Source organism: Nonomuraea gerenzanensis, assembly GCF_020215645.1.
Classification (GTDB): Bacteria; Actinomycetota; Actinomycetes; order Streptosporangiales; family Streptosporangiaceae; genus Nonomuraea; species Nonomuraea gerenzanensis.
The window spans coordinates 6,883,189-6,904,721 of record NZ_CP084058.1 but is presented as its reverse complement, the minus strand read 5'-3'; the positions used below and the strand labels follow the sequence as shown (position 1 = coordinate 6,904,721).

At 72.0% G+C, this 21,533-nt stretch carries 19 protein-coding genes; 11 read left to right on the top strand and 8 right to left on the bottom strand.

Translation table 11 applies throughout. From position 1 onward, the window contains the following. Positions 1 to 124 precede the first annotated feature (124 nt). From LCN96_RS32270 to LCN96_RS32250, 5 genes are all read left to right on the top strand, one after another. Positions 125 to 838, top strand: coding sequence for an ABC transporter ATP-binding protein (locus LCN96_RS32270; protein WP_225266199.1), 714 nt, complete (start codon positions 125 to 127; stop codon positions 836 to 838). Positions 839 to 1,086: 248 nt separating this feature from the next. After that, positions 1,087 to 1,896, top strand: a complete 810-nt coding sequence (locus tag LCN96_RS32265) for an ABC transporter permease subunit (protein ID WP_225266198.1) — start codon at positions 1,087 to 1,089, stop codon at positions 1,894 to 1,896. A gap of 260 nt (positions 1,897 to 2,156) precedes the next feature. After that, positions 2,157 to 2,726, top strand: a complete 570-nt coding sequence (locus tag LCN96_RS32260) for a hypothetical protein (protein WP_225266197.1) — start codon at positions 2,157 to 2,159, stop codon at positions 2,724 to 2,726. A gap of 494 nt (positions 2,727 to 3,220) precedes the next feature. Beyond that, positions 3,221 to 4,171: a phosphotransferase family protein gene (locus LCN96_RS32255; protein WP_225266196.1), complete on the top strand. Its 951-nt coding sequence runs from the start codon at positions 3,221 to 3,223 to the stop codon at positions 4,169 to 4,171. Positions 4,172 to 4,838: 667 nt separating this feature from the next. Continuing rightward, positions 4,839 to 6,170, top strand: coding sequence for a serine/threonine-protein kinase (locus tag LCN96_RS32250; RefSeq protein ID WP_225266195.1), 1,332 nt, complete (start codon positions 4,839 to 4,841; stop codon positions 6,168 to 6,170). A gap of 101 nt (positions 6,171 to 6,271) precedes the next feature. Here the strand turns inward: LCN96_RS32250 and LCN96_RS32245 are convergent, their stop codons facing one another. Together LCN96_RS32245 and LCN96_RS32240 are read right to left on the bottom strand one after the other, a co-directional pair. After that, entirely contained in the window at positions 6,272 to 8,584 is a 2,313-nt protein-coding gene (locus LCN96_RS32245; protein WP_225266194.1) for a rhamnogalacturonan lyase, read from the bottom strand. A 166-nt stretch (positions 8,585 to 8,750) separates the two neighbouring features. Continuing rightward, positions 8,751 to 9,512, bottom strand: a complete 762-nt coding sequence (locus LCN96_RS32240; protein WP_225266193.1) for a DeoR/GlpR family DNA-binding transcription regulator — start codon at positions 9,510 to 9,512, stop codon at positions 8,751 to 8,753. A 61-nt stretch (positions 9,513 to 9,573) separates the two neighbouring features. Between LCN96_RS32240 and LCN96_RS32235 the strand changes: the two genes are divergently transcribed. The 3 genes from LCN96_RS32235 to LCN96_RS32225 are packed head-to-tail and all read left to right on the top strand — an operon-like array spanning position 9,574 to position 12,667. Further along, on the top strand, positions 9,574 to 11,097 hold the full coding sequence (locus tag LCN96_RS32235) for an FGGY-family carbohydrate kinase (protein ID WP_225266192.1): 1,524 nt from the start codon (positions 9,574 to 9,576) through the stop codon (positions 11,095 to 11,097). Further along, positions 11,094 to 11,978 (top strand): hypothetical protein, encoded by an 885-nt coding sequence (locus tag LCN96_RS32230; RefSeq protein WP_225266191.1) that lies wholly within the window; start codon positions 11,094 to 11,096, stop codon positions 11,976 to 11,978. The genes LCN96_RS32235 and LCN96_RS32230 overlap by 4 nt, the downstream gene beginning before the upstream one ends. Next, positions 11,975 to 12,667: an aspartate/glutamate racemase family protein gene (locus LCN96_RS32225; RefSeq protein WP_225266190.1), complete on the top strand. Its 693-nt coding sequence runs from the start codon at positions 11,975 to 11,977 to the stop codon at positions 12,665 to 12,667. Before LCN96_RS32230 ends, LCN96_RS32225 begins: the two co-directional genes overlap by 4 nt. 7 nt (positions 12,668 to 12,674) lie before the next feature. Here the strand turns inward: LCN96_RS32225 and LCN96_RS32220 are convergent, their stop codons facing one another. Further along, entirely contained in the window at positions 12,675 to 13,517 is an 843-nt protein-coding gene (locus LCN96_RS32220) for an SDR family NAD(P)-dependent oxidoreductase (protein WP_225266189.1), read from the bottom strand. Positions 13,518 to 13,689: 172 nt separating this feature from the next. On the opposite strand from LCN96_RS32220, the gene LCN96_RS32215 reads away from it, so the two are divergent. Next, entirely contained in the window at positions 13,690 to 14,631 is a 942-nt protein-coding gene (locus LCN96_RS32215; RefSeq protein WP_225266188.1) for an RNA polymerase sigma-70 factor, read from the top strand. Between the two features lie 33 nt (positions 14,632 to 14,664). Here the strand turns inward: LCN96_RS32215 and LCN96_RS32210 are convergent, their stop codons facing one another. The 5 genes from LCN96_RS32210 to LCN96_RS32190 are packed head-to-tail and all read right to left on the bottom strand — an operon-like array spanning position 14,665 to position 19,024. Continuing rightward, a complete protein-coding gene (locus tag LCN96_RS32210) occupies positions 14,665 to 15,765 on the bottom strand; it encodes a zinc-binding dehydrogenase (RefSeq protein ID WP_225266187.1) in 1,101 nt (366 codons plus the stop codon). Positions 15,766 to 15,800: 35 nt separating this feature from the next. Continuing rightward, positions 15,801 to 16,160: a hypothetical protein gene (locus tag LCN96_RS32205; protein ID WP_225266186.1), complete on the bottom strand. Its 360-nt coding sequence runs from the start codon at positions 16,158 to 16,160 to the stop codon at positions 15,801 to 15,803. Then, positions 16,157 to 17,023, bottom strand: a complete 867-nt coding sequence (locus LCN96_RS32200) for a DODA-type extradiol aromatic ring-opening family dioxygenase (protein ID WP_225266185.1) — start codon at positions 17,021 to 17,023, stop codon at positions 16,157 to 16,159. Before LCN96_RS32200 ends, LCN96_RS32205 begins: the two co-directional genes overlap by 4 nt. Before the next feature lie 20 nt (positions 17,024 to 17,043). Next, positions 17,044 to 17,880 (bottom strand): citryl-CoA lyase, encoded by an 837-nt coding sequence (locus LCN96_RS32195; protein WP_225266184.1) that lies wholly within the window; start codon positions 17,878 to 17,880, stop codon positions 17,044 to 17,046. Then, the gene (locus LCN96_RS32190) at positions 17,873 to 19,024 is read right to left on the bottom strand and encodes a CaiB/BaiF CoA transferase family protein (RefSeq protein WP_225266183.1); all 1,152 of its coding nucleotides are present in this window, start codon (positions 19,022 to 19,024) and stop codon (positions 17,873 to 17,875) included. Before LCN96_RS32190 ends, LCN96_RS32195 begins: the two co-directional genes overlap by 8 nt. A 157-nt stretch (positions 19,025 to 19,181) precedes the next feature. Here LCN96_RS32190 and LCN96_RS32185 point away from each other — a divergent pair, with 157 nt between their 5' ends. Both LCN96_RS32185 and LCN96_RS32180 read left to right on the top strand, forming a co-directional pair. Next, positions 19,182 to 20,615: an amidohydrolase family protein gene (locus LCN96_RS32185; RefSeq protein ID WP_225266182.1), complete on the top strand. Its 1,434-nt coding sequence runs from the start codon at positions 19,182 to 19,184 to the stop codon at positions 20,613 to 20,615. Between the two features lie 49 nt (positions 20,616 to 20,664). After that, the gene (locus LCN96_RS32180; RefSeq protein ID WP_225266181.1) at positions 20,665 to 21,465 is read left to right on the top strand and encodes an IclR family transcriptional regulator domain-containing protein; all 801 of its coding nucleotides are present in this window, start codon (positions 20,665 to 20,667) and stop codon (positions 21,463 to 21,465) included. Positions 21,466 to 21,533: the final 68 nt, after the last annotated feature.

The window sequence follows — 21,533 nt, the reverse complement described above, 5'->3', positions numbered from 1 at the left end:
GCTCCCTAGGTCCACGCTGGTGCATACCCTGGTCGACCTTCAGGACGGTGGATCCAGCCCTGCGGACGGAAACTCTCGACCCAGGCCTGATGAGCCAGAACGGCGTTTCCGGTGAACTTGCCCCGTGATCGAATTCCACCGCGTCACCAAGACGTACAACGGGGCGAAGGCGCTGGACGACGTGTCCTTCACAGTCCCGCCCGGCACCGTGACCGGGTTCCTCGGGCCGAACGGCGCAGGTAAATCGACGGCCATGCGCATCTTGACCGGGCTCACCAGGCCCACCTCGGGCTCGGCCACCGTGCTCGGCCGGCCGTACGCGGAGCTGGCGCGCCCCGGCTACGACGTCGGCACGCTGCTCGACGCCGGTGCCCAGCACCCCGGTCGCAGCGGGCGGGAGGTGCTCACGTTGGGCGCCATGATGCTCGGGCTGCCCAGGTCGCGCGTGGACGAGGTGCTGGAGCTGGTGGGTCTGACCGGCAAGGAGGGTAAACAGCCCGTCGGCCGCTATTCGCTGGGCATGCGGCAACGCCTGGGCATCGGTCACGCGTTGCTCGGACGTCCCCAGGCGCTCGTCCTCGACGAGCCGGCCAACGGGCTGGACCCGCAGGGCATCCAGTGGATGCGCGAGCTGCTGCGCGGCTTGGCGGAGGCGGGATGCGCGGTGCTGCTCAGCTCGCACCTGCTGTACGAGGTGGAGCAGGTGGCCGACCGGATCGTGATGATCTGCGGCGGCCGGGTGCTCGCCCAGGGCACGCTTGCCGAGCTCGGCCAGGGCCGCAGCCTCGAACAGACGTTCCTCGAGCTCACCGCGCACGTGGATCGAAGCTCGGCATGAGCTGCCACGGGACGCTTCGGATCGGCATGGCACTGCGTTTACCTTCCGCCCTTCCGTTTGCAAAGGGCTGGCATGCGAAAGCGCCTTCACCTCGCGCGGTGCCCCTGAAGGTAAGCGGTTGTGGGCGCTGGTCTCGCACTTCCCCTTGAACGCGAGCGGGTGCGGGCGCTGCCTTCGCACGACTCCGCCCGCGTAGTCGGTCACGAACACAGACGTCTTTACGCTCACACTGCCGATCGGAGGCACGCATGAACACCGACGCCTTTACCTCCCGAACGACCAACCGACCGGAGGCCGGCCTGACGACCGGCACGCGCACGACCACGCACCACACCCCCTTCAGCACCCTCCTCCGGGTCGAGACCCGCAAGCTGCACGACACCCGCACCAGCATCATCATGACCGTAGCTTTGTCCGCCGTGTCGATCGCGCTAGTCGTCGGACGCGCGCTCTTCGCGGGCCCGGCGGAGCTGTCCACCCTTGCCAACACCGCGGCACTCGCCCTCAGCGTGCTGCTGCCGGTGCTCGGCATCCTCACCGTCACCGGCGAATGGAGCCATCGCACCGCGCTCACCACGTTCACGCTGGAGCCCCGGCGGGGGCGCGTTCTGGCAGCTAAGTGCCTGCCCGTGCTGGGCGCCTCCGTGGCGGCGTGCCTGCTGGCCCTGCTGGTGGCGGTGCCGATGACGGCCGTGTCCGCCGCCGTGCGGGGCGTGCCGGCCACCTGGGGGCTGGAGCTGGGGCCGCTGCTGGGCTGGATCGCGACGATCGTGCTGTCGACCGCCGAAGGGCTGGCGCTGGGCATGCTGCTGCTGAACGCGCCCGCGGCAATAGTGATCTACCTGGTCAGTCCCATGTTGTGGGGTTTCGTGAGCCAACTTGGCGCGACAGGGCAGTTGCTGGCCGAATGGCTCGATCTGAACACCGCCACCAACGCGTTGATGGACGGGAACATGGGCGGTGGCGACGTCCCTCAGCTGGCCGTGACGATCATGGTGTGGGTCGTCATCCCCATGGGTGTAGGGGTTCTGCGCGTTCTGCGGAAGGACGTGCAGTGAGCGCTTTACCCACCGAGGTAGATCTATGCCGGTTTCATGGTGTTTCGTTTGCCTTTGTCCGATTCGGGGGGTAGCTTAGTGAGTGTTGCCGAGGAGTTACCTACGCCTTTCCTAACGAAGGAAGGCGGGGACTCCCGGTTTCTCGAATCCGACCCATGGATTCTCCTGCGCTCCACGTAGCGACCGTACGGCGTGCTGCCCGGCTACGTCCGTCTAGCGAGCGCACGTTCCCGTCCCCTAACAAAGGACCTGAATTCAGTATGTCTGCTCGCCTGCGTGCCATTGCCATGCTCGCCGCGTCCGCTGCCACGGCGCTGACGGTTGGCTCGACCGCGGCGCACGCCGACTCTGGCAACACCGACCAGAGGAGCCTGCTCAAGGGCTCGACCACGGCCTCGTACTTCTGGGACGACGCCTCCGGCCGCGCCGGTGACACCGGCCTTCCGGCTGCCGGCAAGCCCATGCAGAAGGGTCTGGTCGCCAGCCCCAGCTGGCCCCTCATGACCGAGGGCTACGTCGTCTACAAGGGCAAGAAGATGCCCTTCTTCGTGGGTGACCGCGGCCCCGGCGACCCCTCCAACCGTGGCGTCATGCTCGACCTCGACGCCAAGACCTTCGCCGAGCTGACCGGCGGCAAGTTCAACCCGGACACCCTGGGTGTGGACGGCGTCGGTGGCGAGGGCCACATCAAGATCGAGTACGTCGTGACCAAGTGGGGCGACGGCGTCGGCAAGAAGAGCCACCCCGTGGCCTTCTCCACCGGTGCGTGGGCCGAGAAGGACACCAGCACCATGACGCAGCCGGTGTCGGTCAAGAACGCCGGTCACTGACGCAACCCGGGTCTTGTCCCCGAACTTTTGCGTAAAGGGCGCTCTCCTGACGGAGGGCGCCCTTTACGCATGTCTGCGTCCGGGCTGCTTTCTGAGCGGATCGCCCGCTGTTCCGAGGAGGCGGATGCGCGGAGTGGTGCCTGGAGCGGTGCGGGGTGGTGGCGCGGGGGATGTGGGGAGTGGTGCGCGGGTGGTGTGTGGAGTGGTACTGGTGGGGTGGCGCGCGGGTGGTGTGTGGACTGGTGCGGGTGGGGTGCCGCGCGGGTGCTGTGTGCAGTGGTGGCCGGAGTGGTTCCAGGGGCGGATGCGCGAGGTGGTGCGCGGCGTGGACGGGGCGGATGCGCGAGGTGGTGTGCGAGGTGATGTGCCGGTGGTGCGCGGGGGCGGTTCGAGGCGGTGATGCACACCAACGCACTTCAAGCAGGCGTGGGCAAAGCCGGGTGGCGTGTTGTCTGGGTGCGCGAGGTCGTCCTGAAGCATGGAACGATCTAGCGATGAGCGATTTCCTGACACCGGCGCAGCTTGTCGCCCGCACCTCCGCCGCCCTCGACGCCGCCGTCGCAGCGGGCCGCGAGCTGGGGCTGCTTGTCACGGACGCCAAGGTGCTGCACGACCTGTTCTCCGTCGTGGTCCACCTGGCGCCCTCACCGGTAGTGGTCCGGGTGCCCACGGTGGTGTCGCCCCAGGTGGGCCTCGCCGCCCAGGCGGTTCGTCAGCAGGCGGAGCTGCACGTGTCCCAGTGGCTCGGGGACCAGGGAACTCCGGTGATCCCGCCGAGTCCCCTCGTGCCGCGGCGGCCCGTCCAGCGTGACGGTTTCTCGATGACGTTCTGGCAGTTCGTCGAGGAGGATCGGGACAGGGAGCCCGACTACGAGGCGAACGCGGAGAGCGTCGCCGCCCTGCACGCCGCGATGCGTGCGTACCCGGGCGAGCTGGGGTTCCTTTCGGCGGCCGAGCCGCACTTCGTCACGGACAGCCTCGCTCTCCTCGGCGAGCGGCCCGACCTCCTCGACGCCGCCGACCTCGACCGCGCGCGCCGTGAGTGGCAGGTCCTGGAGCCTCTCGTACGTTCACGCGCGGCGTTCGAGCACGCGTTCCCGGGGATCGACCTCCAGCCCGTCCACGGCGACTCCCCGCCCGCGAACATCTTCCACGGGGTGGACGGCAACCTTTACTCCGACTTCGAGCTGGTCACGCTGGGCCCCGTCGAGTGGGACCTGGCCGCGCTGGGGTCCGCCTGCGAGTCCGCGTACAACCGTGGTGCCGAGCGCATCGGGATGAGGCCGCTGAACGCGGACGTGCTGGGCTTCGTGAACGCCGTCGGTATGTTGCGGGCCGTCGCCGTTCTGTCGATGGTGCCTCAGCTGCCGGTGTTGCTGGAGTACCTGAAGCCGGCTGTCGAGCAGTGGCGGACGATGCCGTTCGCGGGTGGATTGAGCGGGTGAGGTTCGGGCGCGGGGCGGTCGGTCGAGTCGCGATCGGGCGGTTGCCGTGCGGGGCGGTCGGTCGAGCCGCCTCGGGGCTGAGGTGTGGAGGCGGGGCGGGCGCGCCTGGGCGCCTGGTGATCCGTCAGGCCACGTGCCTAGGTGGCTGGTGAGGGGGCGGCTGGGCGCCAGGCGTGCGTGCGGGGTGACTGGCTGCTAACTGGCGGTTCGGCGCCAGGCGTGTGCCTGTTGGGGTGGCTGGCGTGAGGGGACGGCTGGGCGCCAGGCGCGCGGTGGAGTGTCTGGCTGGTGAGGGGGCGGCTCGGCGTGAGGCGTGCCTGTGGAGTGCGCGGCTGCGGCGGGGCGGGCGTGCGGGAAGCGGTTGCGGCGGGTCGTGGGCGTCCGGGAGACTCCTCTGCGTGATCTTCGGTGACTTCGCTGTGTCGGGACGCGCCCGCGCCACCGCGCCCGGCGGCCCGGCGTCCGGCGGTTCGGGGCCCGGTGGTTCGGCGTCCGGCGGTTCGGGGCCCGTCGGCCTGGCGTCCGGCGGTTCGGGGCCCGGTGGTTCGGAGTGCGGTGGCCTGGAGCCTGGCCTCACCTCCAACGCCTGGCTGCTCAAGATAGCGACATCAACCGACCGGCCGTACCTCGATCAGCTGTCGGGCGGTGTGAGGCCGGCGGGGTGGCGATGACCGCGGCGCAGCCCGGTTACCGGGTCGGCGGGCGATACAGGCTGATCGCGGTGCTGGGTGCGGGCGGGTTCGGGCAGGTCTGGCGGGCGCACGACGAGGTCCTGGACGTCGAGGTGGCGATCAAGGAACTGCGGCTGCTGCCCGGGATGTCGCAGGCCGAGCAGGACAAGCGGCTGGAGCGTACCGAGCGCGAGGCCAGGAACGCCGTCCGGTTACGGGCGCACGAGAACGTGGTGGCCATCCACGACATCGTCAGGGACGGCCTGCCCTGGATCGTGATGGAGCTGATCGACGGCAGATCGCTGGCCGAGCACCTCGAGACGCTGGGGCCGCTGCCGGTGGAGCAGGCCGAGCAGGTCGCCGGGGCGCTGCTGGCGGCGCTCGGCGCGGCGCACCGGGCGGGCATCGTGCACCGCGACATCAAACCCGCCAACGTGATGCTCGCCAGTGACGGCAGGGTGCTGCTCACCGACTTCGGGATCGCGGTCCACGACACCGACACGACCCTGACGACCGCCGGGATGCTCATCGGCTCACCCGAGTACATGGCTCCCGAGCGGTTGCGCGGCATCGACGGGCTGCCCACCAGCGACCTGTTCTCCCTTGGTGTGACCCTCTACCAGGCAGTCGAGGGTGTCTCCCCGTTCCACCGCACCACCCAGCCGGCGGCACTGACCGCCGTTCTGCTGGAGGAGCCTCCGCCGCCGCGGCGAGCGGGCCGGCTCGCACCGCTCATCACCCGGCTGCTCGACAAGGACCCCGCCCGGCGGCCCGCAGTCGAGGAGGCCCTGACCATGCTCGGACGCCGGCAGCCGGGGCCGGGCTGCGGGCCGGGCGAGACCAAGGTCCTTGAGGCGGCCCCCGCGCGGGGGTGGCAGCACAAGGGGGTGGCCGTGATGATGGCCGTCGTCGCCGTGCTCGGCCTGGTCGGCCTGATGGACTCCGGACTCGCGTGGGAGGAGTTCGAGGACATGCTGGATGACGACGCGATGGTGGTCGTTCCGGTGCTGGCCGGCGTCGGTGTCGGTTTTGCGGGGTTACTGGCGGCGCAGGTGGCCCGGTTCGTGCCGCCGGTCGCCGGTCGGACCGTTGCCGTGGTCGTAGGGGTTCTTGGCTTCGCGGCCGGGAGCGGTGCCACGGTGTCGGCCTTCGACGGGGTGGCCTTTCTGCTCGAGCTGACCGATGAGGTGGGCACCTATGAGGCCGGGGTGATCTCGGGGCTGCTGGTCAGCGTCATGCTGCTCGTCACGGCGGGTTGGGCGTGGGAGTCACGGAAGCTTCGGCTATCGCAGGGAGATGCGGTGGCGAAGCGGGAGGCCGTTCGGTAAGGGCTTGCCGCGTCCGGGCACGGGGGAGGGGCCGGGCCGCGTGCGGGCGTGCGTCCCGTCGCAGGCGAAAGGCCGGCCCGGAGGCCGGCCTTTCTCGGGGATCACTTCAGGTTCGGTACGGGAACCTTCGACCAGTCGATGTCCGAGCCGAGGTAGAAGCTCGGATAAGCAGGCTGGTTGTAAGCGGTCTGCTGCCGGGCCACCTCGACCCGGTACTGCGGATCGTGCATCAGCGTGTACAGCTTGCGATCGGTCAGCTCCGTGCTGACGTACATCCGGATCGCGCCGCTGTCAGCGGTACGAACGAGCAGCTCCTCCCGCCAGTCACCGAACACATCGGCCACCAGCCCCGGGTTCCCCTTGGTCCAGTTGTTGGTCAGGGTGCCCTCGGCGGTCAGCAGCGTGCCACGCTTGTAGTCGTCGATGGTCGGCGTCTGCAGGACGGTGGTGGCGGTGCCGTTGACGAGCTGGGTGGTCATGTCGGCGGCCCAGCGGATGCTCATGTTCGTGCCGGGCGCGTTGCGGCCCAGGTGGTCGCCGCGGGCGGACCACAGGCCCGCCTGGACGGCCTGGTCGGGCGGCATGGACGACCAGGATTCGACGCCGCGGACGGCGGGGTCGATGTCGCCGACCATGCCGCGGCCGGTGTCCACGCCGCTGTAGCCGCCGTGGATGACCTGGCCGGTGGCCGCGTCGCGGAGCGCCCAGCCGTACGGGGCCGAGCGGCCGCCCTCGTGCACCGTCCAGATCTCCAGGCCGGGCCGGTCCGGGTCGAAGTCGCCGACATGCATGGCGTCGCCGTGGCCGAGGCGGAGGTGCTGGCCTGGGAATGCGCTTTCCGGAGGGGCCTGCGCAAAGGAGGAGTAGAGCACGTCACCGTCGTCGTCGATGGTGGCGGCGCCGTACACGACCTCCTGCTTGCCGTCGCCGTCCACGTCGGCCACGCTCATCGAGTGGAAGCCCTGGGTGGTGAGCTTGGCGTACTCGGGGTTGCTGCCGTCCACGCCGTGCGGCCCTGAGTTGAACGGGTTGGCCATGGGGGCGTGGCCGCTGTCGACGTACCAGCGCTCCTTGAGCCGCCTGCCGTTCCAGTCGTAGGCGACCAGCGTGGTACGGGTGTAGTAGCCGCGCGCGAAGATGGCCGAGGGGCGCTTGCCGTCGAGGTAGGCCACGGATGACAGGAAGCGGTCCACCCGGTTGCCCGGCTCGACCCTGGCCATCGCGTAGTCGCCCCACAGCAGTCCGTCGTCGCCGCGCCCCGGCTTGTAGTGGATGGTCTGCAGCTCGCGGCCGGTGGCGCCGTCGAAGACCGACAGGTACTCGGGCCCCGTCAGGACGAACCCGTTGAACTCCCGCAGCCGGTTGTTGCCGCTGCGGCTCGGCGCGTAGACGTCGACGAAGTAGGTGGCCAGCTCGACGGCGTCGGCATGGGAGAGCGGGTAGGCGTACTTCTTGGGGATGCCGAACGCCTCTTCCAGCGTGGCCGGCCAGTGCCCCGCGACGACTTCAGGATGCGCGTGCCAGTTCGCGAACATGTCGACAACATGGTCGAAATAGTCCACGGCACTCTTACGGTAGTCGTCGGTGTTGGCGTATCCGGCCTTGACGTCGGCGCGCGGCATCGTGATGTACCGCTCGGACACCACCTGGCCGTCGGGCCCGTAGCGGATGATCTTCGTGCCGGGGGCGGTCTTGAGCATCGTCTCCGAGCGGCCGTCGCCGTCGAAGTCGTAGACCAGGAACTGCGTGTAGTGGGCGCCCGAGCGGATGTTCACGCCCAGGTCGAGGCGCCAGCGCAGGGTGCCGTCCAGCTCGTACGTGTCCAGGTAGGTGTTCCCGATGTAGCCGCGCTGCGAGACGTCCTTGGAGTTCGACGGGTCCCACTTGACCACGTACTCGTATTGGCCGTCGCCGTCCACGTCGCCCACGCTCAGGTCGTTCGCGGCGTACGTGTAAGCCTCGCCCATGGGGGTCACCCCGTCGGCGGGCTTCTTCAGCGGGAGATCGTAAAACGTTTTAATCCACGGCTTCGCCGCAGCGCTGCGGCGGCCCTCCCGGCCCTTGACGATCGGGGCCACCCGGTACTCGGAGGCGGCCGTGCCGGCGGCGTCGCGGTAGTTGGTGCTGTCGGTCACCGTGGCGATGGGGCGGCCGTCGCGGTAGACGCGGAAGTCGGCGCCCGTCATGCCCGTGGCGCCCGCGCCGGTCACCTCCTCGCCGAGGAGGCGCCAGCTCAGGAAGACGCCTTCGCTGGTGGAGGCGGCGACCAGGCCGCGGTCGAGGTGTTCGAGCCTGATGCCGTCGCGGTGGCCGCCCCTGGCGTCGGCTGACGCGGGCACGGCTGTGAGCGGCAGGCAGAGCAGGGCCGCCAGACCTGAGGCTAACGCGCGGCGGATGCTGCTGGGGGGTCTCATGGTGACGAGCTCCGCTGATTGAATCGATTAAATTTTGGCTGGAGAGTATTGGGCGTTTGTGAGGTTTGTCAAGGACTTGTTACCTGCCGACTCCCTGGCATTCAGGAATGGCCGCCACGGCTCGGAGTGAGACGAATGCCGCAGGGAACGGGCGGGCGTGGATCGCCTATCGGGCGAGCTCTGTCTCGACGCCTGAGAAACCGGCCGGCACGCCGTCCGTCACCAGGCGCTCGGCGGCGTCCCAGCCGCACACCCGGATGGGGGCGCTCAGTGCGAACTTGCGCGCGTCGCCGACGACGACCGTGCTGCGGGCGATGGCGATGAGGCGGCGCTTGGTCTCGGCCTCGTACGGCGTCGCCCCGTACACGCCCGAGCCGTCGAGCGCGGTGGCCGCCAGGAACAGCGTGCGCACGCTCAGGTGCTCCAGCGCCGCCAGCGTCTCCGGGCCGCCGAAGGAGCGGGTGTCCCTGCCGTACTGGCCGCCGATGCCGATGAGCGTGATGTCCGGCCTGGGGGCGAGCACGGCGATGGCGGGCAGCGAGTGGGTGATCACCGTGAGGCCGGCGTCGACGGGCAGCAGCTTGGCGATCTCCAGCGTCGTGGTGCCCGAGTCGAGCGCCACGGCGGTGCCCGGCTGAACATGCCGGACGGCCGCCGCCGCGATCGCGCGCTTGGCGTCGGCGGCCTGGCCTGAGCGGTCGGCGAAGGGCGGGGCGGACGCGTCCGCCGCCGTGGCACCGCCGCGGACGGCCCTGATGAGGCCGTCGCCGGCCAGCCTGCGCAGGTCGCGGCGGACGGTGTTCGAGGAGACGCCCAGCTCGGTGACCAGATCGGCGGCGGCGACGTACCCGTCCACCTCGATGCGGCGCAGGATCGCCTCGCGGCGGTGCGGGGCCGAGGTGTAGCGGAGGGTGGCGTCGCCGGTCATATGGAGATTATGGCGCAGAAGTTGGCAGGTTTGCGCCAACTTTTGGACTTATAGTGACACCATGCGAGCACTGACCGCCGGGATCGACGTGGGCACCACCCACGTCAAGGTGGGCTTCTTCGACGAGCGGGGCGGCTGCGTGGCCGCCGTGCGCCGCGCCACCCCCCGGGAGTTGCCCGCGCTCGTGCACGTGGTGGTGCGGGGGCTGGAGGAGTGCGCCGAGCGGGCCGGGCTGGCGCCGGCGGCGATCGGGATCGCCGGGATGGCCGAGACCGGGGTGCCGCTCGACGCGTCAGGTGACGCGCTCACCCCACTGTGGTGGTGGAACGATCCGCGCGGTGCGGCCGAGATCGCCGGGCTGGGCCTGGACGCGGAAGCGCTGTACGCGCGGACCGGGCGGTGGGCCGACGCCAAGGCGCCGCTGGCCAAGTGGTTGTGGTTGCGGGCGCATGCGGGGGACGTGCTGCGGGCGATGCGGTGGTGGGCGAGCGTGCCGGACGCGGTGGCGTACGCGCTGACGGGGGTGTTGCGGACGCACGCGACGCTGGCGGCGCGCACGCTGGGGTACTCGGTCGAGCGCGGGGACTACGACGTGGAGCTGCTCCGGCTGGCCGGGCTGGGGAGTGAGCGGCTGCCCGCCGTGCAGGCGGCGGTGGAGCCGGTCGGCGGGGTGGTGGCGCGGGTGCGCGGCGTGCCGGCCGGGACGCCGGTGGTGATCGCCGGACATGATCATGCGGTCGGGGGCTGGGCGGCGGGGGTGCGGAGGCCGGGGGATGTGGCCGACTCGCTGGGGACGGCTGAGGCCGTGATGATGCCCGCCGAGCGGTGGCCCGAGGCGGGAGTGGGGCTGGCGACGGGGGTGACGGCCGATCCGTCGCTGGACGGGGCGCGTACGGTGCTGGTGGGCGGGCTGGCGACGAGCGGGGCGGTGGTGGACTGGCTCCTCGGCCTGCTCGGCCTGCTCGGCCCTGCCCCCGCCCCCGCGCCCGCGAGCGGCGCTTCCGTTGGCTCTGGACAGGACGGCACGCAGCCGGGTCCCGGCGGCGGGGCCGCGCGGCGCGCGGAGGGGACGGGTGGGTACGCGGCGTTGTCCGGTCTGCTGGCCGGTGTCCGGTTACCGACCGGGATCCTGGTGGAGCCGTACCTGCGCGGCAGGGTGGCGCCCGCGCCCGATCGGGACCGGCGGATGGCTTGGGCCGGGATCGCGGCCGGGCACGGCGCCGGCGACCTGCTGGCGGCCGCGATCGAGGGGACGTGCCTGCACAGCCGCTGGATCCTGGACGAGCTCACCGCCCTGACCGGCACCACCCCCGAACGCCTGGCCGTCTTCGGCGGTCAGGTCAGGATCCCGCTCTGGACGCGGGTCAAGGCAGCGCTCTCGCCGGTGCCCGTCGAGGTGGTGCGGGCAGACGACGCCGTCTGCGCGGGAGCCGCGCTCATCGCCGGGCAGGCGGGCGGCTCCCTGGACGACGTGCCCGTCCTGCCCCGCGAACACCTGCCGCCCGACCCCGGCCTCGGAGCCGCCTACCAGCCCCTCTACGACCGTTTCCGCCGCACAGCCCGATCACCACAGGAGCACGCATGACCATGACCTCGGCCCCGACGCTCGACCTGCTGGCCCGCCCGTCAGGCGCGTTCGCGATGGTCGCGATGGACCAGCGGGAGAGCCTCAGGCAGATGTTCACGGCGGCCCTCGGGCAGCGGGTGGGGGACGAGCGGCTGACGTCGTTCAAGCTGACGGTGGCCAGGGAGCTGGGGCCGCACGCGTCCGGGTTCCTCATCGACCAGGACTACGGGTTCGGGCAGGTGGCCGCCGAGGGGATGGTGCCCGGAGGGCTGATCGTCGCCGTGGACAGCCTGGAGCAGGAGGCCGACGGGCCGGTGGAGGACACCGGCATCGACGAGCGGGTCGATCTGGACGACGCCCGCGAGGCCGGGGCCGTGGCGGCCAAGCTGCTGCTCATCTGGCGCGACGACGAGCGGCGGGGGCGGCGGCTGGAGCTCGCCGCCGAGTTCGTACGGCGGTGCGCGGGCGCCGGGCTGCTGTCCGTGCTCGAAGGCGTCGCCAAGCCGGCCGCCGGCGCCACCGGCTTCGACGGGCCCGCGGCCATCCGGGAGGCGGCCAGGGAGCTGGCCGGGCTGCGGCCGAGCCTGTACAAGGCGCAGGTCCCGCTGGGCGGGGCGGCGCCGGAGGAGCGGCTGGTCGAGGAGTGCGCGCGGCTCGACGAGGTGATCCCCGTGCCGTGGGTGGTGCTCTCGCAGGGGGTGGAGCGCGACGACTTCCCCGCCGCCGTGCGGGCCGCGTGCCGGGCCGGGGCGTCGGGCATGCTGGCCGGGCGGGCCGTCTGGAGCGACGTGGTGGGCTCGGCGGACCTCGCCGCCGAGCTGCGCGCCCGCTCCGTGCCGCGCCTGCGCCGGCTGGCGGCCATCGTGGACGAGCACGCCCGCCCGTGGACCACCCGATGAGCCGCCCGCCCGTGGACCACCCGATGAGCCGCCCGGTGGTGGGAGACCGCGTGGCCATCGCGATGCTGCACACCGTGCCCGCCCTCGCCGCCCCTCTCGCCGAGCTGGCCGCCGAGGTGCGCCCCGACGCCCGGATCCTGCACTTCGTGGACGAGAGCCTGCTCCAGGACAGCATCGCCGCAGGCGGCCCGCCGCCGCACGTGCTGCGCCGGGTGGTGGCCTACGCCGCCTACGCCGAGGAGTCGGGCGCGGGCACGCTGCTGGTGACCTGCTCGTCCATCGGTGAGGCGGCCGAGCGGGCACGACCGTTCGCCGGGCTGCCGATCCTGCGGATCGACGAGCCGATGGCCGAGCAGTCCGTACGGGCGGGCGCCCGGATCGGGGTGCTGGCCACGCTCGCCACCACCCTCGGCCCCACCACGCGGGCGGTCCAGCGGGCGGCGGCGCGCAGCGAGGTGGAGCGGGAGGTCGTCCCGCGGCTGTGCGAGGGGGCGTTCGAGGCGCTGCGGGCCGGGGACGCCGCCCGGCACGACGCCCTGGTCCTCGGCGGGTTCCGCGAGCTGGCGGGGCAGGTGGACGTGGTGGTGCTGGCCCAGGCGTCGATGGCCCGGATCGTGGGGGAGGCGGGCGGTGGTGTCCCGGTGCTGTCGTCGCCGCGCTCGGGAGTGGCGCAGCTCGCCCGGGGCTGATCCGCCGTCAGACCTTGGCGGGGCCGTGGGCCTCGGCCGACAGGTCCTGCCAGTCGTCCCAGGTCTTGAGCCGGTCCGCGTACGCCTGCTGGATCATCGGGTAGAAGCCCTGCCCGAACAGCACCCGCAGCGGCGGGTTGGCGGAGTCGGCCAGCTTGAGCAGCGCCTGGGCGGCAGCGGCAGGGTCCCCGGCGGGCTGCTTGCCGGCGACCGCGCCCAGGCGCGCGCGCAGGGCGTCGTAGGCCGGGTCGGGAGTGGCCAGGTGCCCGTTGGCCAGCGGGTCCGGGTTCTTGCCGTCCCGGGTGGCGAACCCGCCGGGCTCCACGATCGTCACCTTGATCCCGAAGCCCGCGACCTCCCCGGCCAGCGCCTCGTTCAGGCCCTCCAGCGCCCACTTGGACGCGTGGTACGCGCCACCGAGCGGCATGGCGATGAGCCCCGCCGCCGACGACAACTGGATGATGTGCCCGGAGCCCTGCTCCCGCAGGTGGGGCAGCACGGCCTGGACCACCCACACCGCGCCGAACAGGTTCGTCTCCATCTGGTCGCGCAGGTCCTGCTCGGTCAGCTCCTCGACCGCGCCGATCTGGGCGTGACCGGCGTTGTTCACGATGACGTCCAGCCGGCCGAAGTGCTCCTTGGCCCGCCCGACGGCGTCGAGGACGGCGGCCCTGTCGGTGACGTCCATCGCGAGCGGGAGCACCGCGTCGCCGTAGGCGGTCACCAGGTCGTCCAGGCTCGCGGTGTTCCTGGCGGTCGCGGCCACCTTGTCACCACGTCCCAGGGCGGCCTCCACGAACTGCCGTCCCAGACCACGCGACGAACCGGTGATGAACCAGACCTTGCTCATGACGCTGTCTCCGTTCCCTCTACGGTGTTGTGACGCCCATGAGACGCAGGCAGCCTCGGGACTTGTGACACCGCGAAGATGTGACCTGTGCCACGTCGAGCGGGTGTCACGCCGCGGCGGCGGGCGGCGTCTCGTGCATGAAGGGACACGCTGAACAGACAGGAGCCGCACCATGGACGAGCGCAGCGAGCCGACGCCCGCCACCGGCGAGCCGTTCGCCGGCGGCGGCCCGGCCGACTCCGCCACCGAGGCGTTCGTCGCCCACCGCAACCTGCTGTTCACCGTCGCCTACGAGATGCTCGGCTCGGCCGCCGACGCCGAGGACGTGCTGCAGGAGACCTGGTTGCGGTGGATGAGGGTCGATCTGGAGCAGGTGCACGACCATCGCGCCTACCTGGTCCGGATCACGACCAGGCGGTCACTGGACCGGCTGCGCTCGGTGAAGCGCCGCCGGGAGGAGTACGTCGGCTCGTGGCTGCCCGAGCCGCTGCTCACCGCGCCGGACGTGGCCGAGGACGCCGAGCTGGCCGAGAGCGTGTCCATGGCGCTGATGCTCGTGCTGGAGACGCTGGCGCCGACCGAGCGGGCCGTGTTCGTGCTGCGCGAGGTGTTCGACGTCGGGTACGAGGAGATCGCGGCCGCGGTGGGCAAGAGCCCGGTGGCGGTGCGGCAGATCGCCCACCGGGCGCGCCGGCACGTCGATGCCCGACGGCCTCGCGAGGTGGTGTCACCGGGGGTTGCCAGGGCGGCGCTGGACTCGTTCCGCCGCGCGTTCGAGACCGGCGACCTGCAGGGGCTGCTGGACGTGCTCGCCCCCGAGGTCGTGCTGATCAGTGACGGCGGCGGCGTCAAGCAGGCCGCGCCGCGGCCGATCGTCGGCGCGGGCAAGGTGGCCCGGTTCATCGTCGGCGGGCTCGGCAAGGCGCAGGTCGGGCTCACCGGCGAGGCCACCGTGGTCAACGGCAGTCCCGCGCTGGTCGTGCGGGTGAACGGGGGCATCGACGGTGTGATCGCGGCCGGCGTCGAGGGGGGCCTGATCACCGGCCTGTACTACGTCCGCAACCCGCACAAGCTCACCCGGATCGCCTCCGAGACCCCGCTGGTCCTGCACTGAGGTGCGGGGTGGCCGGGGGTGTCGGCAGGGGGGTCAGCCGGGGTGCAGGACGATGCGGCCGCGTGCGGTGCCGGACGCCTGGCGCTGCCAGGCTTCCGCCGCCTCGGCCAGTGGGACGACCTCGTGTGCCACCCTTAGGCGTCCGGCCGCCGACTGCTGTGCGACGTACGTGATGGCCGCCGCGCGTTGTTCCCGGGTGAGCTCGTTGTTGGTGTAGCCGAGGACGCGCAGGGAGCGGCTGCGCAGGGTGGCGGAGCCGAGGGGGCAGGTCTCCGAGGCGGAGCCGCCGAGGTTGACCAGGCGTCCGCCGTTGCGCAGGGTGCGGGCCGCCGCTGCGGCGGGGGTGCCGAAGAGGGGGTCGAGCACCAGGTCCACGGGGCCGTCACAGGCGGCGGTGAGCCGGTGCGCGAGCTCGGCGACCTCCTCGGCGATCTCCTCGGCGACGATCCGCGCGTCCAGCCGCCCGTCCTCGGGGCCGGTCCTGGCGTCGGGTCGCGGGTCGTCGGTGGTGGTTCTGGCGTCGGGTCGCGGGTCGTCGGTGGTGGTTGCCGCGCCGTCCGGTGTCAGGGGCCGCAGCGGGACCACGGCGTCCGCGCCCGCCCACCGGGCGCGCTGGAGGCCGCGCTCGGAGCGGGCCGCCGCCACCACCCGGCGCGCCCCCGCCAGGCGGGCGAGCTGGATGGCGGCCTGCCCCACCACCCCGCCCCCGCCCAGCACCAGCACCTGCTCGCCCTGCGCCAGCTCACCCCGCCACGTCAGCGCCATGTACGCGGCCACCGCCGACAACCCCAGTGCCGCCATGGCGAACGGGTCGGTGTCGGCCGGCAGGTCCACCAGCTCCTCCGCCCGTACCAGCGCCACCTCCGCCATGCTCCCGTCGCCCGCCGCCATCCCCGCCGGCGTCGGGAACCACACGAGGCGCCCGCCCACCGAGCCGACCCCCTGCACGCCGGGGACGTACGGGAGCGCGGGCGTGCCGAAGTACGACGTCCCGCTCGCGCACAGCAGGTCCAGCGGGGTGATCGGGGCGGCCAGGACCCGCACCGTCTCCCACCCGGCTCCGGGCGCGGGGGAGGGGCGACGGGCCACGACGGGCGGCTGCCCGCAGGTCTCGATCCGGGCGGCGATCGTCACGGATCCAGCGCGCGGGCCAGCAGGCGGGTCGGTCATCAGGTCGCGATGTCCGGATACGGCAGCCGCACATGCCCCACCCGCCGCGCATACTCCCTCTGAAACCCGAGCGGCGGATGATCCCGCTCGAACATCGCGATGAACAACGTCAACGTCAGGAACGGATGCGCCCCCAGCTCGAACAACCGCGGATAATCATGCGACCCCAGCGCCTCCCGCTCCACCTCGTCGAACTGCAACCACGTGGACGACTCACCCGCATGACACCCCAGGATCCGGTTGGCGTAAGCGGACTCCCACCACTCGACCGTCCCCCGAGGGTCGGCGCGGTAGCGCTCCACCAGCTCGGGATCGCGATCGACGGTGAAGAGGAACTTGTTCAGCAGATACTTGCTCACGACCGCCCGCCTCCGTCCGGGTACCAGGTGAAATACGCCTCCATGGTGTGGAACAGGTCGTAGGTGTCCACGTAGTCGGCCTTACGGCCATCGCCCGCCACGCCCATCATGAGCATGAAGTCCATGAACCCATGGGTGGCGTTCCCCGGCAGGTGGAGGCTGTCGAGGGTGACCTCGGCCAGGCAGCCCTCGATGTCGCCCGAGGAGATCCACTCCACGGCCTTGCGGTCGAATTCGGGGTCGGGCCCGTGCGGCCCGAACTGGCGCGGCCCGCCGAGCTCCAGCGACAGGTGCCCGGTGCCGATGATCGCTACCCGCTGGTCGGCCGGCCACGACTCGACCAGCTCCCTGATGGTCCGCCCGAGCTGCACGAAGCGCTTCGGCTGCGGCAGGGGCGGGGCGAAGATGTTGGTGTAGACGGGCACGATCGGCAGGTCGTTCTGCGGGCGCAGGGTGATGATCGGGCAGGTGATCGAGTGGTCGATCCGCAGCTCGTTGGAGAAGGCCAGGTCGAACCCGGCGTCCAGGCCCTCGCGCAGGATGTACGCCGACAGCTCCTCCTGCCCCCGGCACACCAGGCGGGGCAGGCCGAACTCGCGTTCCTCGTTGTAGAAGTTCGCGTCGTAGAAGGGCGCCTTGCCGACCAGGAACTGCGGCATGTTGTCCAGCCAGAGCTGGTGGAAGTGGTCGGAGCCGACCATCACCAGCACGTCCGGCCTGGCCCTGGTCAGCGTCTCCCGGAAGGCCAGCACCTTGCGCACCCACTCGTCGGCGAACGGCGGGCGGTCCTCGCCGGTGGCGGTGCTGGCGCGGTAGTAGAACGGGTGGTGCGTGGACGCGATGACGGCGACGACCTCAGCCATGCGGACCTCCATCGACGAGCTCAGCCATGCGGGCCTCCATCGGGGTACGGCTCGGGCGGGACGGACCGGTTGTTCAGGTCCACGGACAGGAAGATCTCGTTGGCCACCGGCCGGCGCAGCTCCTCGGCGAGCTGGCCGATCAGCCCGGCGGTCCTGGCCAGCAGCGCGAACCCGCGCAGCAGCTCCAGCGGCAGCCCCAGGTCGGCCAGCGCCGCTCCGCAGGCTCCCGCGCCGTTCAGCGGCAGCGTCCGGCCGAGCACGCGCGGATGCACCCGCCCGATGGCGGCGAACAGCGACAGGTGCGGCCCGAACAGCGCCTCCTCCGCCGCGATCTCGAACAGCCGGGGCGTGCGCGGGTCGCCGTCCTTGTGCACGTGGTGGCCGAGCCCCGGGATGAGCCGCCCCGACTCGCGCCGCGCCCGTACGGTCTCCAGGGCGAGCGCGTCCCAGCCGGAGTCGTCGCACGGCAGCGGGTCGCGGCCCGCCACGACCTCGTTCAGGAAGCGGCCGCAGTCCTCGGTGACGCCGAGGAAACGCGAGCCGCCGCCGAGCAGCCCGGCCGCCAGCGCGCCCTGGACGGAGTCGGGCGCCGACAGGTACGTCAGCCGCGTCACGATCGCGGTCGGCGTGAACCCGTGATCGGCCAGCGCCGCCAGCACGGCCTCGAACACCCGCACCTCGCCGGGCGCGGGCCGGCGCTGCGTGGCCAGCCAGAACGCCAGCTCGCCGAAGCCCACCTCGCCCATCACGTCCGTGGCCAGGTCGTGCCCGAGCAGGGTGATCTCCTTGGCGGAGGAGGCGCCGAGGGCGGTCGGGTAGCCGGGCCGGTCCGCGGGCGGCTGGCCGTGCTCAGGCATGCGGCCCGCCCTCCAGCCACTTGCGCAGCTCGGCCCCGTGCTCGTCCAGCTCGGGCGGCGGCAGCGCGTACCCGGCGGGCGTCTCGGAGAAGCGGATCGGATGCCGCGTCGTCGGCACCGCCCGCTCGCCCTCGCCCACCACCACGACCGGCTCCAGCCCGAACCGCTCGGCCGCCGCGAACCCGCCGTCGATCGTGTTGATCGGCCCGCTCGGCACCCCGGCCTCCACCAGCAGCGCGAACCACTCGTCCGCCGGCCGGGTGACCAGCCGCTCGACGAGGATCGGCCGCAGCTCCTCGCGCCGCGCCGTCCGGTCGGCGTTGCGCGCGAAGCGCGGGTCGTCGGCCACCTCAGGGATCCCGAGCACCTGGCACAGCTTCCTGAACTGCCCGTCGTTGGCCGCCGCCACGATCAGCTCGTGGTCGGCCGTGGGCAGCGGCTCGTACGGGAAGACGCTCGGATGCGCGTTCCCCATCCTGAACGGCACCACGTCGCCCGCCACGTACGCCGAGCTCTGGTTGACCAGCCCCGTCAGCGCCGACGACATCAGGTTCACCTCGACGTGCTGCCCCTGCCCCGTCGCGTCGCGGTGCCGCAGGGCGGCCAGCACGCCGATGACGGCGTGGTTGCCCGCCATCACGTCGAACACCGAGATCCCCGCCCGGTACGGCGGCCCGTCCGGCTCCCCGGTCAGGCTCATCAGGCCCGACATGGCCTGCACCATCAGGTCGTAGCCCGGCACCCGCGCCCCGGCCCCCGACCCGAACCCGCTGATCGAGGCGTACACGACCCCCGGGTTGGCGGCGCGCACGGCCGCGTAGTCGAGCCCGTACCTGGCCAGCCCGCCCGGCCGGAAGTTCTCCACCAGCACGTCCGCCCGCCGGGCCAGCTCCCTGGCCAGCCGCGCGTCGCCGTCCTCGCGCAGGTCCAGCGCGATCGACCGCTTGCCCCGGTTGACGCCGAGGTAGTAGGTGGAGACCTCGCCCCGCGCGGGCGGCGTCCACGTGCGCGTGTCGTCGCCGTGCGGCCCCTCCACCTTGATCACGTCCGCGCCCAGGTCGGCCAGCAGCATCGTCGCGTACGGCCCGGCCAGGATCCGGGAGAAGTCAGCCACCAGCACGCCGGACAAAGGCCCGTCAGTCATCCAGCTCCACCTCGCGTCCGCGTAACGGACGAATGTCCGCACCAGTGATCACAGCACGCGCCAAGGCCCTCGTCAATGGTCTTGACACGCCATCACCTGCTCATCACAGTGACGGTGACCGTACAGCGGACAATCGTTCGCAAGCGAGGAGCCTGTCATGAACGACTTCCAGGCCGGACGCCCCCTGGTGCTGCGCGGCGGCACCGTGCTGCCCATGGACGGCAGGCGCGTGCTGCCCCACACGGACGTCCTCGTCACCGGGGACAAGATCGCCGCCGTCGGCCCCGCTCTGGAGGCCCCCGAGGGCGCCGCCGAGATCGACGCCTCCGGCGGCATCGTCATGCCCGGCATGATCGACACGCACCGGCACATGTGGCAGACCGCGCTGCGCGGCTACGGCGCCGACTGGACGCTCACGCAGTACTTCGTCTGGTTCTACCTGGAGTACGGCAAGCTGTTCCGGCCCGAGGACGTGCACGCGGGCAACACGCTGGCCGCCCTCGAGGCGCTGGACGCCGGTGTCACCACCGTCGTCGACTGGTCGCACGGCCTGCGCACCCCCGACCACGCCGACGCCGCCGCCGACGCGCTGCGGTCGGTGCCCGGCCGGTACGTGCTCGCGTACGGCAACATCCAGCAGCCGCCCGCCGAGTGGGCGGCGGCGCCGGAGCTGCGCGACTTCGTGCGCAGGAGGATCACCGGCGACGGCATGCTCGGCTTCCAGCTCGCCTTCGACGTGCTCGGCGACCCGTCCTTCCCCGAGCAGCCCGCCTTCGAGGTCGCCCGCGACCTCGGCGTGACCGTCACCACGCACGCCGGCGTGTGGGGCGCCACCGGCGACGACGGCATCAGGCTGATGTACGAGCACGGCTTCATGACCCCCGGCACCGTCTACGTGCACGCCGCCTCGCTGTCGGCCGACTCCTACCACCGCATCGCGGCCACCGGCGGCTCCATCTCGGTCTCCACCGAGAGCGAGCAGAGCGCCGGCCAGGGCTACCCGCCCACCTGGGCCATCCGCGCCCACGGCATCCCGGTCTCGCTGTCCATGGACACCAGCGTCTGGTGGAGCGGCGACCTGTTCTCCGCCATGCGGGCCACGCTCGGCGCCGACCGCTCCCGCGAGCACCTGGAGGCGCACGCCAAGAGCGAGACCGTCACGCACTGCTCGCTGCGCGCCGACCAGGTGGTGGACTGGGCGACCAGGGGCGGCGCCGCCGCCATCGGCCGCGCCGACCTCGGCACCCTCGCGCCCGGCCAGAAGGCCGACCTCGTGCTCATCAAGAACGACGCCTCGCCCGTGTCGTTCCCGGTGCTGAACCCGTTCGGGCACGTCGCGTTCCAGGCGCAGCGCGCCGACGTGCACACCGTGCTGGTCAACGGCCGCGTCGTCAAGCACGAGCACCGGCTCGTCGGCATCGACCTGGCCGCCGCGCGGGCCGGGACCGAGCGCACGGTCGAGTACCTCAAGGGCCAGATGGGGGAGGAGGCCTGGGAGAAGGGCATGAACCCGGACATCCCCAGCACGAAGATCCTGGACAACCCGTACACCTACACCGACTACCGCAGCGACTCCACCCACCGCCTGTAGCAGCCCCTAAAGTCGGATCAAGCAGATCCAGGAACGAGCGGGGACGTAGATGGCACGTGGTGAGACCGGACCTGACTTCATCGAGGCGCTGGCCCGCGGCCTCGACGTCATCAGGGCCTTCCAGCCGGCCCGCCCGGTCATGTCGCTGACCGAGGTGGCGACGGCCGCCGGCCTGGCCCGCCCGACGGCCCGCCGCATCCTGCTCACCCTCCAGGAGCTGGGCTACGCCAGGCAGGAGGGCGGCGGGTTCGCGCTCACGCCCCGGGTGCTGGAGCTGGGCGTGTCGTACGTGCGCTCGATGGGCCTGTGGGAGGTGGCCCGCCCGCACCTGGAGCGGCTGGTCACGCAGACGCGCGAGTCCTCCTCGATCGCCCAGCTCGACGGCTCCGACATCGTGTACGTGGCCAGGGTCTCGGTGCCGAAGATCGTCGCTCTGTCGGTGCAGATCGGCACCCGCTTCCCGGCGCTGCAGACGTCCCTGGGCAAGGTGCTGCTGGCCGCGCTGCCGCCGGCCGAGGTGGAGCGGGTGCTGGCCGAGCCGAGCCGCTCCGGCATCGAGCCGCGCTGGCGGCCGGACGCCAAGGAGCGCGAGGCGGCGCTGCGCGCGGTGCGGGCCAAGGGCTGGGCGGTGACCGACGAGCAGCTCGCCCTCGGCATCAGGTCGGTGGCGGCGCCGCTGCGCGACGGGCTGGGCAACGTCATCGCCGCGGTGAACGTCAACGCGCACGCCGCCGAGACCTCCATCGAGCAGCTCACCGAGGAGCACCTGCCGTTGCTGCTGAAGACGGCCGGCGCGATCAGCGCCGACTGGGCGGCCTACCAGGCGGTGCCGCACGTCACCGCCTCCTGATTACGCCGGATCCGGATATCAATCGCACGCGATCAGAAGCTGAATCCGGGGTGCCGCGGCCGCCGGCG

Bases quoted from the DNA above. Each gene is read 5' to 3' on its own strand.
- LCN96_RS32265 (WP_225266198.1), top strand. From the start codon at position 1,087: ATGAACACCGACGCCTTTACCTCCCGAACGACCAACCGACCGGAGGCC.
- LCN96_RS32260 (WP_225266197.1), top strand. From the start codon at position 2,157: ATGTCTGCTCGCCTGCGTGCCATTGCCATGCTCGCCGCGTCCGCTGCC.
- LCN96_RS32255 (WP_225266196.1), top strand. From the start codon at position 3,221: ATGAGCGATTTCCTGACACCGGCGCAGCTTGTCGCCCGCACCTCCGCC.
- LCN96_RS32250 (WP_225266195.1), top strand. From the start codon at position 4,839: ATGACCGCGGCGCAGCCCGGTTACCGGGTCGGCGGGCGATACAGGCTG.
- LCN96_RS32245 (WP_225266194.1), bottom strand. From the start codon at position 8,584: ATGAGACCCCCCAGCAGCATCCGCCGCGCGTTAGCCTCAGGTCTGGCG.
- LCN96_RS32240 (WP_225266193.1), bottom strand. From the start codon at position 9,512: ATGACCGGCGACGCCACCCTCCGCTACACCTCGGCCCCGCACCGCCGC.
- LCN96_RS32235 (WP_225266192.1), top strand. From the start codon at position 9,574: ATGCGAGCACTGACCGCCGGGATCGACGTGGGCACCACCCACGTCAAG.
- LCN96_RS32230 (WP_225266191.1), top strand. From the start codon at position 11,094: ATGACCATGACCTCGGCCCCGACGCTCGACCTGCTGGCCCGCCCGTCA.
- LCN96_RS32225 (WP_225266190.1), top strand. From the start codon at position 11,975: ATGAGCCGCCCGCCCGTGGACCACCCGATGAGCCGCCCGGTGGTGGGA.
- LCN96_RS32220 (WP_225266189.1), bottom strand. From the start codon at position 13,517: ATGAGCAAGGTCTGGTTCATCACCGGTTCGTCGCGTGGTCTGGGACGG.
- LCN96_RS32215 (WP_225266188.1), top strand. From the start codon at position 13,690: ATGGACGAGCGCAGCGAGCCGACGCCCGCCACCGGCGAGCCGTTCGCC.
- LCN96_RS32200 (WP_225266185.1), bottom strand. From the start codon at position 17,023: ATGGCTGAGGTCGTCGCCGTCATCGCGTCCACGCACCACCCGTTCTAC.
- LCN96_RS32195 (WP_225266184.1), bottom strand. From the start codon at position 17,880: ATGCCTGAGCACGGCCAGCCGCCCGCGGACCGGCCCGGCTACCCGACC.
- LCN96_RS32190 (WP_225266183.1), bottom strand. From the start codon at position 19,024: ATGACTGACGGGCCTTTGTCCGGCGTGCTGGTGGCTGACTTCTCCCGG.
- LCN96_RS32185 (WP_225266182.1), top strand. From the start codon at position 19,182: ATGAACGACTTCCAGGCCGGACGCCCCCTGGTGCTGCGCGGCGGCACC.
- LCN96_RS32180 (WP_225266181.1), top strand. From the start codon at position 20,665: ATGGCACGTGGTGAGACCGGACCTGACTTCATCGAGGCGCTGGCCCGC.